The following is a 12,889-nucleotide window of genomic DNA, read 5'->3' as shown; positions in this document are numbered from 1 at the left end:
TACTCTCATTTTGAGAGCAAAAAGTCAAGAGTAGTTATTTGGAGTGCGGGTTAGTTCAGCCTAATCCAGCATCAAAAAAGCTAGTGACAATGATGGCTCACTGGTGTGAGATCCTAGAGACAGTCAATGGAGACTGAACACAATGGAACAACATCACAAGCCAACGGTTATAATCACAGGTGCTTCTTCAGGGGTCGGTTTGTATGCTGCCAAGGCTCTTGCTGAAAGGGGATGGTACGTAGTGATGGCCTGTAGGGATATAGCGAAGGCACAACTTGCAGCGCAATCTGTGAGAATCCCCCACCAGGGGAGCTACACCATCATGCATATCGACCTTGGCTCAATGGATAGCGTTCGACAATTTGTGAAGAACTTCCGAGCAAGCGGTAACTCCTTAGACGCTTTAGTATGCAATGCCGCAATTTATATGCCTTTGTTAAAGGAGCCACTGCGAAGCCCAGAAGGATTTGAGTTAAGTGTAGCGACAAATCACCTGGGGCATTTCCTTTTATGTAACTTGATGTTAGAGGATCTGAAGAAGTCATCTTCACAGCCAAGGCTGGTGATTTTAGGAACTGTCACTCACAATCCAGACGAACTGGGTGGGAAAATTCCGCCGCGTCCAGATTTGGGCGATTTGCAAGGCTTTGCAGAAGGATTTAAAGATCCAATTTCGATGATTGACGGCAAGAAATTTGAACCAGTTAAAGCTTACAAAGATAGCAAGGTTTGCAATGTACTGACTATGCGGGAACTGCACCAGCGCTATCACAAGTCAACCGGTATCGTCTTCAATTCTCTCTATCCGGGATGTGTTGCAGAAACGCCGCTATTTAGAAACCATTATCCCCTGTTTCAAAAAATCTTCCCATTATTCCAGAAGTATATCACTGGGGGATATGTGTCTCAGGAGTTGGCGGGAGAACGGGTTGCTGCGGTGGTTGCCGATCCTGAGTACAATCAATCCGGTGTTTATTGGAGTTGGGGAAATCGCCAGAAGCAAGATGGTAAGTCCTTTGTTCAAAAAGTTTCTCCGCAAGCGCGTGATGATAAAAAAGGCGATCGCATGTGGGAATTAAGTGCAAAGTTGGTTAGACTTACATGATGGAACAGAATTTGGCGTTATCCTTGTGGATGATTCATCAATTTATCGATCCACTTTTTTGAATGAATTGGCATTATGTGCAGGTAAACAATGTTTGAGGTGATTATTACGTCACCTCTGACTTTAGTAAAGTTGTAGACAAAGAAAATGATGCTCAAATGGCAATTCCAACCGGAAAAAAGAAGCGGTAGTTGGGAAGGAAGCATTATTGAATATCGTAGACGTGTCAAAGAAGCTTTAGATGATTCGCCTAGTCTCAAATCCTATCTTGAGATTGTTTTTGCGGAGTGTTATGCACAAGCAGTTAAGCAAGCAAAAGCTGAAACTGGTTTGTTAGTGGAATCTTTTCCTTTGATCTGTCCATATCAGCTACCAGAAGTTACAGATGATGAGTTTTTACCTCAGTAAACACTGAATTGGGCTGTATGTGCCGCTTTAACTAATTACTAATTCATAATGACGCTCTCTACAAGACGCTATGCGTAGCTTGCTTCTTTGCAAGAGTACGCAAACTCGCTACAGCTGTGCTAATGTAATTCGTAATTTTTGAGTTTAATCTATGTTTCCTCTCACTTCACTACTCCCTTGAATTATATATGAAAAATATGTATAATAGCATTCGCATGGAAGGGGAGTAGCTGCTGGCCAGAAAAATAAAAAGCCAGTACATCTGAATCAACATACTGGCGATGAGCCTGGTTCAGATGGCAAATAATCAATATTTGAAAGCGAGACCTTCACTAAGTTCACACCGAAAAGTGTAAACTTGGTGAGGTCTTTTGGTTCTCATCAAGCTTCACATCGGTAAACGATTCTTCAGGAGCTTGAGAGAGTGCTAACAGCTTTTACCGCAAGTTTATTACTAATAACAGTTTCAGAACTAGGCGATAAAACATTTTTTATTGCTGTGATTTTGGCAATGCACCACTCGCGGCGGCTGGTATTTACAGGTGTGACAACTGCTTTAGCCGCGATGACAATCCTTTCGGTGCTATTTGGACAAGCGGTATCTTTGTTGCCAAAAAATTATATTCATTACGCCGAAATAGTTTTGTTTATTGCCTTTGGTATCAAGCTGTTGTACGACGCTAGTAAGATGTCCGCTGCTGCTTGTGATACAGAAGTTGTACAAGAGGCCGAAGCTGCGGTGAAAAAAGCAGATTTGCAGCTACCAAAGCAAAAGACTTCCTTGGCAATTATAATAGAAGCCTTTGTGTTGACATTTATGGCAGAGTGGGGCGATCGCACGCAAATTGCCACCATTGCCCTAGCAGCAGGTAATAATCCAACTGGAGTCACAGTAGGTGCAATTTTAGGACATGCCATTTGTGCTGCGATCGCTGTTATCGGCGGCAAAATGATTGCCGGACGCATTTCTGAGCGTCAACTCACCTTTATTGGCGGATGCCTGTTTTTGGTCTTTGGTGTCGTTGCTGCGATTGAAGGAGCATGAGGGATGAGGGAGCAGAGGAAGCAGGGGAGTAAAAATTTTAGATTTTAGATTTTGCGGAAAGTCTGAGCGGAGGTTTCTTCCGTTGGCGCAGCCTGCCGTAGGCATCAGAACTTTCCAAGACGGATTAAAGAATTGAAACTTAATCCAAAAGACGCTCGCGGACTCGCTCTAAGCATTGGAGCAGCCTCTCGTTGGCTCAGCCTCTCGTAGAGAAGAGAAGCTATGCCGTACCACTTCGTGGAAGCAAGCTAGCAAGAGCGTCTGTGTTAGGAGAAGGCTTTACACTGCGCTATCGTCAACTAAAATCCAAAATTGAATTGCCCCATGCTCAATGCCCCACTCCCCACTCGCCATTACTTGGGTGTACTTTCCAATGTAGGTGCGGGAGATGCAGCACGATTAGGGATGGGGGAAGCCGTTGCTGCGTTTTTAATTTCGTCTTTGTATTGAGCAGGTGCTAAAGCTGCAGCACTATCAAACAAAGGTTTTGCATCTGCGTCTTTGCCCTGTTGTTTCAGCAGCATCGCTTTTGCCACAAGGGGGCGAAAATCCTTGGGATCTTTCTTAATTGCCTGGTCATATACAGAGCTAGCTTGAGCGTAGCGTTTCTGAGAAGCATGAACAGAACCTAACAGCACCTGCACGGCTACTGTATCTACACTTCCAGGCTGAATTGTATTTGCTTGGGCTGCGTTAGAGAGGGTTTCTTGCAACAAACCAATGGCTGCTTCGGGGCGTTGCTGACTGATCAACAGAGCCACCATTCCTTGCAAAGCCTTCAAATCGCCTGGTTTCGTGGACAAAATCGAACGATAAGCTTGAGCGGCTCCTTCGCGATCACCAATTTGCTGTTTGGCTTGAGCCAGTAGCACTGAATATTCTGACTGTTCGGGATTCAGCTTCGCTAGCTTTTCTAGGGGTTCAATCACGACTTGGATATCAGCTGGTTTAACCTCACTTTTTTCTTTTTGACTCAGTAGTTGTAGCCGCGCCTGCAATAAGCCCTTAAGCGCAGTCTGATTTTCTGGTTCCCTTTGCAAAACCAGTTCATAACCCCGTACTTCGTCTTCCAGTTTAGATTTTTGGTCAGCGGAGGGCAAACTGCCTCTGCTGCTAGCGGTATTCTGGTTTGAGGGTGGCGTATTATTAAATGCTCCAATTATGGGGATCACCGAAACACCCACAAAAGCAAGAATTGCCAGCGCCAAGACGACTTGAACTATCCACCGATTGCGCGGTTGAGACACAGTTTTGTCTTTCTCCTGAACTCTAATGACATTATCATTTACACAAATCGTAAAGTTAAAAATTTCCAAAACTTTGCGGAATACCGCCAATTGCCTGTGAATTTTATAACAATTAACTATCTACACTGCTAAAGTAAGTGATGACTTTAGGAGGAGCCGTCAAAATTGTAGCTATGATATGCTTCCGAAACTAGTGTAAAGGCGCTAAATTACACATTTAGTGTTTATACACTAAATTTAGCGCCTTTAGGATTGTGTAGAGTACCCTAGTGTGACTTTGTGAAAAGCTAATATACTTTCATCAGTCGCACAAATGCTCTTTTCAGCTGCCTTTGTAAAATCCCACAATGGGATGTGTCTCCGCCGCAAGGAGTTTTTATGAATTCCGACCTGATGCCGTTGCCTGAATCCTCCAATTCTTCTGCCTCTAACCAGGGCCCAACTAACACAGAGGCAGCCGCTAATGTTCATATAGCAGCCCAGTCCTCTAAAGAAGTTGAAAATTCGCCTGTCAACCTCAGTGAGACTGACTCAAATGGGAACTTCCCCAATCGACAGCAACCGATTCCGCCTCCCAGCGAACCGATGCAGTACCGAGCGATCGGGTTAGTCCGGGGTCGCTATCATGCAAGCAGCGAACAATTTACTCAAGGTACACTACTGACTACAGATGGTGTAGAACTCAATGCCGTCCTCCTAGGCCGGATTATGAGCTTAGTCAAGAATCACCTAGACTTAGAAAAAGAACACTTGTGGGTAGTATATCCACGTACAAGACAAGAAAATGATACCTTGCACATCCAAATCGTCGGAGTTTGGGAGCCAGAAAATCTGGCTAAAAACTCAACAGATGAGGACGAGTCAGATTTGGAGTTGCAAGAGGTACAGACGCCCGATGATGGCTTATCCGAAAACTCTGAACTAAGCACAATTGCCGTGATCCCCTCATCAGAAGTAGCAGATGGTGGTTTTTCTGTTCGTGGTGAGGTAGTATACCAATCTTTTGATGCTAAAAGCTTGGTAGTCAAAATTAGGCAGGCTGCACGCAAATCAACTGACAAACCTAAGTATTTTAAGTTGAAATTGAGGGGTGTGCTGACCACTAAAGCAGTGGGAAAATTCTGGGACTTCCAAGCCAAGCGGGAAGCTGACGTTTTGGTAGTAGAAAAAGCTGAGGCGATCGCTGACTTGCCCAAAAAACGCAAACCACCCTTCAAAGGTGGCCCTCGTGCTGGCGGTAGTGGTGCTGGTGGTAGAAAACCATTCCCCCCCAGACGCAGTGGTGAAACCCCACGTCCGATCAAGAAAACAGGCGCAGGTGGCGACCCCTCTGTGGTGTCAAAACCTATACCAAAAACGCCCGCTCCTAAACCCATCAAGCGACCGAAACCAACTCAAGAGTAGGCATTGGGCATGGGGCAATTCAATTTTGGATTTTAGTTGACGATAGCGCAGTGTAAAGCCTTCTCCTAACACAGACGCTCTTGCTAGCTTGCTTCCACGAAGTGGTACGGCATAGCTTCTCTTCTCTACGAGAGCCTGAGCCAATGAGAGGCTGCGCCAACGCTTAGAGCGAGTCCGTGAGCGTCTTTTGGATTAAATTTCAATTCTTTAATCTGTCTTGGAAAGTTCTGATGCCTACGGCGGGCTGCGCCAACGGATAGCGCAGCGTAAAGCCTTCTCTACGAGAGGCTGCGCCAACGGCATAGCTTCGCTTAGAGCGAGTCCGCGAGCGTCGGAAACCTCCGCTCAGACTTTCCGCAAAATCTAAAATCTAAAATTCTTACTCCCCAGTCTCCAATATCAAAAATCCGTCCGCCGATCTTGGGGTAGAAAAGTTCGCTCCATCGGAATTGGGGAAACTGGTTCTGTAAGGGTAAACGTACCTACTTCGATCCACTTTTTCAACTCTAGGGCGACTTGCCTAGAAAAAAACAAACTCGCTAAGGGGGCAGAGCGTACTGCTTTGCCCTCAATGGTGATCCGCCCAGATTTCAGTTGGGCATAACTCACCAAACCAAAGGTGGGACGGACGCGCCGGGGAATAGAAAAATCTACTATTGGGGCTACTAAGTCTTGATCTTGCACCGCACAGTGTTCAACTACTTGTTCATTTAATACAGGGAGTGGTACACCAACGCCTAACATCAATGAGGGGCCATAACTTTTGAAGTAACAACCCCGCACCCAATGAGCATCCATTTGCTTGGCATCACCAATTAAAGCTAAAGTGGCGGAAGGCCCAATCGGTGTACGATTAGCTAAACGCTTTTGTAAGGGGAAGTGCTGAGTACCTTCCCAGGCGACATAGCCAACACCACCGCCTAAAAAAATTCTTGTACCTATACCAACGAGTTGCAAATCGGGGTCATTGAGTAAGGGGGAAATAGCACCGGGGTTAGAGTAAACGGCATTCCCCAGACGCGGTTGTAAAGGGCCGAGATAGGTGAAGAGGGAGCGATCGCCACCATTTACACCAACAATAAAATTTTGATAAAGATTGCGCGGATTGAATAAATAAAACTGATTAATCGTTTCACTGGTAACTGTAGTTTCAAAAGTTGCTCTGGGGTAACAATCTGTTACTTGTCCTTGCGCTTTTACGTGTATAGGTTTACCAGCGATTAAATCTTCGATTACATGACCGCCGCCGCGTTCTCGGACTTCTTCACCGTCCATCGCTTCCACAGCACAACTCGCACCCAAATATAAATCCACTGCCCCAAAACCAGAGTAGGCTGGTACACCATCTAACCAGCAGCGGCGAATTTTTATCGGGGGGTCAGTGTGTCCCAGATTGATAATTGCACCACTTGATTCCATCGGCTCAAAGGTGCCAGTGGTAATTACATCAACTTCTTTAGCAGCTTTAGTAACACCGATTTCTACAACTCGTGCTTTTAATTCTTCAGTTGTCAACACTACTGCACGTTGGCGGCTGATTTTCTCATTAATTTCTGCAATTGTTCGCATCTTATCAGTGCTAGCGCTTCCTGCTGTCTTCCTTTTTGAAGGATATCTTGATAAATCACAGACTTTTGCATAATTTCCTCTTGAAATAGTTGTCGCCAATCTCTACGCGACAGCTTAACACCCCAGATAGGGTTAAAATTCCAAAAAAACAATTCAAGTATTCCAAAGTCTAAATCAGATATTTTTTGGGGCAAGCACGCTACGTATGTCAAAAATACTTGTTGTATACGTAAAATTACTAATAAAAAAGCCTTATATTATCAATCAAATGTATGTATGGTTAGGCTTAACTAGACTTACTGGACTTAAATGATTTTACGTCAATAGAAAGAAACATTTTTGGCTTTTGTAAAGCATTCTAAGCTAACTAGTCAATCGTAAGGGCGATCGCTAATATTGCAACTCCAAACACCTTTTCTAAAAGGGCATTTGATAACCCAATAGCCAGCTTTGCACCCAAAAAACCACCTAAAAAAAGCCCACACAAATAAAAGCCGTTATTTTCTATATGTGTTAATTACTGAGCTGACTGCTGCGATCGCACTTCAGACTATATGGGGTTGCGATAGCGTTCCGCCCGCCGTGGTGATCGCAAAAATAAATTTAGGCGATGCACTGAGCGGCTTGCCCACTTCGGCGCGTAAAGCCTGCGGCATAGCTACGCTTAAGGCGCAGCCTCTCCAAGAGTTGGGAGCCGAAGTGGGCTTGTAACCAATTGCGTACTTACCTCGGCTTCTCTATCAGACGCTCTTGCGTTCGCTCGACACAAGTCGGCTAAGCTCAATAACCATCTCAATTTTCTGCTAAATGACTTTTAAATGAGTGAATGAGTGACTTCGAGACCCAGTCTCGGTCAATAGCATATAAGGATTTGCCCACTGGCTACCAAAAAAATGAGGGCATAGGTAAATTGTTAATTTACCTATACCCCAATACGTTTTAGTCTAAGTTAGTGCCGGAGCAGCTACTGCCGAAAGTGACTCGTTTGCTGCTTGCTTCAACAATTCGGCTTTATCGGTCTGTTCCCAGGGCAAGTCTAAATCAGCCCGCCCAAAGTGACCGTAAGCCGCGACGTCCTGATAAAAACGTCCGCCTCGTTCACTTGGTAAGTTGCGTAAGTTGAAGGCATGGATAATCCCTGCTGGACGCAGTTCAAAGTGCTGGTTGATTAATTCCAGTAAGGTTTCTTCATCTACTTTGCCAGTGCCAAAGGTATCCACCAGAATGCTTGTTGGTCGCGCTACGCCAATAGCATAGGATAGCTGGATTTCAACTTTTTCTGCTAATCCGGCGGCGACAATATTTTTCGCCACATAGCGAGCCGCATAGGCAGCAGAGCGGTCTACCTTCGTGGGGTCTTTGCCGGAAAAAGCGCCGCCACCATGCCGTGAATAACCACCGTAGGTGTCAACGATTATTTTCCGTCCTGTCAGACCAGAGTCTCCTTGAGGGCCACCAACGACAAATTTGCCAGTGGGGTTGACTAAAAAACGTGTTTCTTCATTAGGCTTAACGTCAATGTCGCCAAAAACAGGTTCGACCACTGCTGACCAGAGGTCTTGTTTAATCTTGGCTTGTATCGCCGCCTCATCTGTGATTTCCCCAATAGTGGCTGTATGCTGGGTGGAAATCAAGATGGTATCAATGCCTACGGGACGCCCGTCTTCGTAAGCCACAGTTACTTGGGTTTTGCCGTCAGGACGCAGGTATGACAGTTCACCAGTTTTCCGGACTGCTGCCAATCGGCGAGCAATGCGGTGGGCGAGACTAATGGGTAAAGGGGTTAGTTCTGGTGTTTCGTTGCTGGCAAAACCGAACATTATACCTTGATCGCCCGCGCCAATTTTGTCGAATTGTTCATCACTATCTTGTTCGCGGGTTTCTTGGGCGGTGTTAACGCCTTGGGCAATATCAGGTGATTGTTCGTCTAAAGCTACCAGAACGCTGGTGCTGTTAGCAGAAAAGCCATTATCGGCATTGGTATAGCCAATTTCGGCAATTTTTTTGCGGGCGAGATTGACGAAATTCACATTGGCTTTGGTGGTTATTTCACCTGTGATTAGCACCAAACCAGTATTAACTACTACTTCAGCAGCGACACGGCTGCTGGGGTCTTGTGTCAGTAGGGCATCCAGAATGGTATCAGAAATCTGATCGCAGATTTTATCTGGATGACCTTCGGTGACTGACTCAGAGGTAAATAGATATCGACGAGACAAAGGAAATTCCTCCTTTCTTGAGTTTTTTTCGCTGACTAAATGTGGGTATTTAGTTCAACTACCTAATTTATGAAATCATAACAATATTTATACTTCAGTAGTTAGTATCTTCTTAATATTGATAAAAACTACTAGCTATAAGGTAAGTATCTGTAAAGAAGATAAACTTATGCTAATTATTTTGTAGCTAAAATGTATTTAATAACACAAAAAAAGGGGACACCCAAAAGCGCCCCCACAAACTTTGACACAAACACTGCTGCTTTTAAACCTGAACTGCTAACTTTGCTTCCGTAGCTGTCAACCGCTCATAAGCAGCACGCATTTTCAAACCTGTAAGCACTTGGAAGAAACCGGTACCATTATTTGAACCTGGATACTCGCGGTGCTGGAGTAACAAGTGAGTCAATTCACCCTGATATTTTGTGGATGTATTGCTGAGATGGGTTTCGATATAAATTACTTCTTCCAAGTTGTCAAATTGACCATCCACCTCTAGTACTGAGACGTAGCGACCGTAGTAAACATCTGAACCGTAGTATAATTGCATACCAGGATATGAACAGGTCAGCTTGCGTCCACAAGGAGTCCAATTAATTGTTGACCCTTCATCAAACAGGTAGGTTGGATCAAAGCCTTCCTTACCTTCCCGCTGGAGCATACGTACCCGCAGGACTCTGCGCTCCGTGTCGTTTTTGATCAAGTTAGTAGGTAATACCTGGAGAACCACATCGGCAAATTCTCTTTGTGGTTCGATAAATTTATCAAAGTCAGGTTTGCGGGAATTGATTTGCGCTAAAACATCTTCGTAGCGATGACCGCGTTCAGCCATATCTCGCTGGATTTTCCAGGCAATTTTGACTTCATCGCTAATGTCAAAATAAACACTGAAGTCGATTAGTGATCGCACCCGCTCATCATATAAAGGATGCAGTCCTTCAATAACTATAATGCGATTCGGCTCGATCCGCTCTGGCGGATCAAGCAAGCCGGTTTCATGGTTGTAAATCGGCTTATCAATGCCTTGACCACTTTTGAGCGCTTTAATTTGCTCATACATCAGGTCAAAATTATTCGCCCTGGGGTCTAGTGCAGTTATCCCCGTTTCTTTACGCTGTTTGCGATCCAGGGAGTGATAGTCATCCAAGCAGATGACTGTCATTAAATCTTCACCAAACAAATCTATCAAACGACGCAAAAACGTAGATTTCCCACACCCAGAGTCTCCGGCTACTCCAATCAGTACCACGCGTTCCGGCTTACTTGTCATAAATCTCCTCTAAAATACTAAAAGTTGTGTCAATAATTTTTCACACAGCAGATTCTGAAGCCAGGAGTTTACCCCTTTGGTTTATCCTGCGTTCTTGCTACCCAGCACAGCTATAAGACACCAAACGCGTAGACAACAAAGTAAAAATTAATAAGTTGCCACTCGCCGGACTAGCCTGAATTTTGGTGCCGGTAAGTATTTAATCCTAGTGGTATATTTGATTTTAACAGAAGGGGGTATCCCATACAAGATTTGCTGTCAAGAAGAATTAGCGTGGTTCATCAATCATTTTGTTGATTTAGTTGTTAATTTCAAAATGGGGATCAGTACCGCCCATAAGTATTGCAGTCCTGTCAGTCTGCTAGTTGTAACTCTATATAATCAAGTTTATAAGGTATAATTTATTTTGGCAGCGAATTCTTTTACCTTCTAAATTGTAATTCCTGCTCGACAATGCTTAAGATATTCAAAGCCAAAATCTATCTAACGAGTTAGCCAAAAACTTGCATTAGTCAAACTATTGGTTGTAAATTTATCGATATGCTCAAATAGAAGTGTCAGCGTTATGGCAAAATACTGATAAAGGTTGACATATTTTTCACATCAAGTAAAACTGATTACAGTTGATTTAATTACGGTTCTCTGTGTCATTCTGTTTGTAGCTAAAGTTTGTCCTAGCATGTAATTATCTATAGATAGGTCATGAATATAGCTAACAACATTCCAGGAGAGTAGTAGATTTGGAGAAGTAAAACCAATCCGAAGAAAACCTTCTTTTCCCTGCCATTCTTCGGTTTAAACCCATAGAGCAGGCAAACACAACGGCAACTTATGGAGGTAAACTGAGCGGTAGCTTTCACCAATCAAAGCATGTCTCCTACAATATCTGTCATTGTGAATTGCTCGTTAGGTAGTAAGTAAAAGCCTATCTCCCTGATGGGGGTGGTAGTTAACGAAAAAAAGATTAAATTGACTCATTATTAACATTCTCCACAAGAGTTATCCTTTACCTTAAAAGGTGAACAGGTGTGTTTTTTGCTATGCCTGCATGTCTTTGGTGAGTGTACTTAGCAAGGCATTAATTTAATGATGCCGTTTTTCCTTCAGAGCTAGTTTTGTGAAACGAAAATCCGGTAAACTAAAGCTGGCATGGAATGGGAATAGTTTTTTGAAAAACGGTTAAGTAAATATCGGAGTGGTAGAACGAATGTACAATCAAGGTGCTGTTGAGGGTGCTGCCAACACAGAATTAGGTAGCCGCGTCTTCCTCTATGAAGTAGTGGGTTTGCGTCAGAGCGAAGAAACTGATCAAACTAACTACCCAATTCGTAAAAGTGGCAGTGTGTTCATCAGAGTGCCTTACAACCGCATGAATCAAGAAATGCGACGTATCACTCGTCTAGGCGGCACAATTGTTAGCATCCAGCCTGTAACTGCTCTAGAGCAAGTTAATGGTAAAGCCTCACTTGGAAATGCTACAAGCGTTGTCAGCGAATTAGCTACATCTGGGGAAACTGCTACAAGCGTTGTCAGCGAATTAGCTACATCTGGGGAAACTGCTAACAGTAAAGGAAATGGTAAAGCCACACCTGTGAATCCTAATAGTGAAGTCAAAAGCTTCACTAAACCACCAGCTGAAGAACAGCTCAAGAACAAGGACAAGAAAGGCAACACCATGACTCAAGCGAAAGCCAAAAAAGACCAAGGTGACGTTCCTGTCAACACTTACCGTCCCAATGCTCCGTTTATTGGCAAGGTAATATCTAATGAACCGTTAGTCAAAGAAGGTGGGATTGGTATTGTTCAACACCTCAAATTTGACATTTCCGCTGGGGATTTAAAGTACATAGAAGGTCAAAGTATTGGGATTATTCCGCCAGGATTAGACAAGAACGGTAAGCCGGAAAAACTCAGACTATATTCCATTGCCTCAACTCGTCATGGCGATGATGTTGATGATAAGACAATATCACTGTGCGTCCGCCAGTTGGAGTACAAGCACCCGGAAACTGGCGAAACAGTCTACGGTGTTTGCTCTACACACCTGTGTTTCTTGGAACCAGGGACAGATGTAAAAATTACAGGGCCTGTGGGTAAGGAAATGTTGTTACCCAATGACCTTGATGCTAATGTCATCATGTTGGCAACCGGAACAGGTATTGCCCCGATGCGGGCTTACCTCTGGCGTCAGTTTAAAGATGACGAAAGAGCAGCTAACCCAGAATACGAATTTAAAGGATTCTCTTGGCTAATATTTGGTGTGCCGACAACTCCAAACTTCTTATATAAGGAAGAACTGGAAGAAATTCAACAAAAATATCCTGATAACTTCCGCCTCACTGGTGCCATCAGCCGCGAACAGAAAAATCCCCAAGGCGGTAGAATGTACATCCAAGACCGCGTAGCGGAACATGCTGATGAATTGTGGCAGTTGATTAAAAATGAAAAAACTCACACTTACATCTGCGGTTTGCGCGGTATGGAAGAAGGTATTGATGCAGCCTTAACTGCTGCTGCTGCTAAGGAAGGCGTAACCTGGAGTGATTACCAGAAGGAACTCAAGAAAGCTCATCGCTGGCACGTAGAAACATACTAAATTAGTCATTAGTCATTAGCAAAGGA

Annotated in this window: 10 protein-coding genes; 6 read left to right on the top strand and 4 right to left on the bottom strand. The window is 44.1% G+C overall.

What is annotated here, in order from left to right; translation table 11 throughout:
• The first annotated feature begins 142 nt into the window (after positions 1-142).
• The 3 genes from V7L29_RS22025 (at position 143) to V7L29_RS22015 (ending at position 2,558) form a co-directional block, all read left to right on the top strand.
• Positions 143-1,105: a protochlorophyllide reductase gene (locus V7L29_RS22025; protein WP_334736804.1), complete on the top strand. Its 963-nt coding sequence runs from the start codon at positions 143-145 to the stop codon at positions 1,103-1,105.
• Between the two features lie 147 nt (positions 1,106-1,252).
• On the top strand, positions 1,253-1,513 hold the full coding sequence (locus V7L29_RS22020) for a DUF29 domain-containing protein (protein WP_334736803.1): 261 nt from the start codon (positions 1,253-1,255) through the stop codon (positions 1,511-1,513).
• 424 nt (positions 1,514-1,937) lie between these two features.
• Positions 1,938-2,558, top strand: a complete 621-nt coding sequence (locus V7L29_RS22015; protein WP_334736802.1) for a TMEM165/GDT1 family protein — start codon at positions 1,938-1,940, stop codon at positions 2,556-2,558.
• 353 nt (positions 2,559-2,911) lie between these two features.
• On the opposite strand, the gene V7L29_RS22010 is transcribed toward V7L29_RS22015, so the two are convergent.
• The gene (locus tag V7L29_RS22010) at positions 2,912-3,805 is read right to left on the bottom strand and encodes a tetratricopeptide repeat protein (RefSeq protein WP_334692859.1); all 894 of its coding nucleotides are present in this window, start codon (positions 3,803-3,805) and stop codon (positions 2,912-2,914) included.
• A 378-nt stretch (positions 3,806-4,183) separates the two neighbouring features.
• On the opposite strand from V7L29_RS22010, the gene V7L29_RS22005 reads away from it, so the two are divergent.
• Positions 4,184-5,209, top strand: coding sequence for a hypothetical protein (locus tag V7L29_RS22005; protein WP_334692858.1), 1,026 nt, complete (start codon positions 4,184-4,186; stop codon positions 5,207-5,209).
• A 399-nt stretch (positions 5,210-5,608) separates the two neighbouring features.
• Here V7L29_RS22005 and V7L29_RS22000 read toward each other — a convergent pair whose 3' ends face one another.
• Entirely contained in the window at positions 5,609-6,778 is a 1,170-nt protein-coding gene (locus tag V7L29_RS22000; protein WP_334692857.1) for a homocysteine biosynthesis protein, read from the bottom strand.
• 510 nt (positions 6,779-7,288) lie between these two features.
• Between V7L29_RS22000 and V7L29_RS21995 the strand changes: the two genes are divergently transcribed.
• Positions 7,289-7,489: a hypothetical protein gene (locus V7L29_RS21995; protein WP_334736801.1), complete on the top strand. Its 201-nt coding sequence runs from the start codon at positions 7,289-7,291 to the stop codon at positions 7,487-7,489.
• A gap of 233 nt (positions 7,490-7,722) precedes the next feature.
• On the opposite strand, the gene metK is transcribed toward V7L29_RS21995, so the two are convergent.
• Entirely contained in the window at positions 7,723-8,997 is a 1,275-nt protein-coding gene (metK, locus tag V7L29_RS21990) for a methionine adenosyltransferase (RefSeq protein ID WP_334692855.1), read from the bottom strand.
• A gap of 265 nt (positions 8,998-9,262) precedes the next feature.
• Complete coding sequence (locus V7L29_RS21985; RefSeq protein WP_334692854.1) at positions 9,263-10,267, bottom strand: phosphoribulokinase; 1,005 nt, start codon at positions 10,265-10,267, stop codon at positions 9,263-9,265.
• Positions 10,268-11,474: 1,207 nt separating this feature from the next.
• On the opposite strand from V7L29_RS21985, the gene petH reads away from it, so the two are divergent.
• A complete protein-coding gene (gene petH, locus V7L29_RS21980) occupies positions 11,475-12,863 on the top strand; it encodes a ferredoxin--NADP reductase (protein WP_334736867.1) in 1,389 nt (462 codons plus the stop codon).
• The last annotated feature ends 26 nt before the right edge of the window (positions 12,864-12,889 follow it).

Origin of the sequence: Nostoc sp., from assembly GCF_036916575.1 — a bacterium.
Taxonomy (GTDB): domain Bacteria; phylum Cyanobacteriota; class Cyanobacteriia; order Cyanobacteriales; family Nostocaceae; genus Nostoc.
This window is presented reverse-complemented; position numbering and strand designations above follow the sequence as displayed.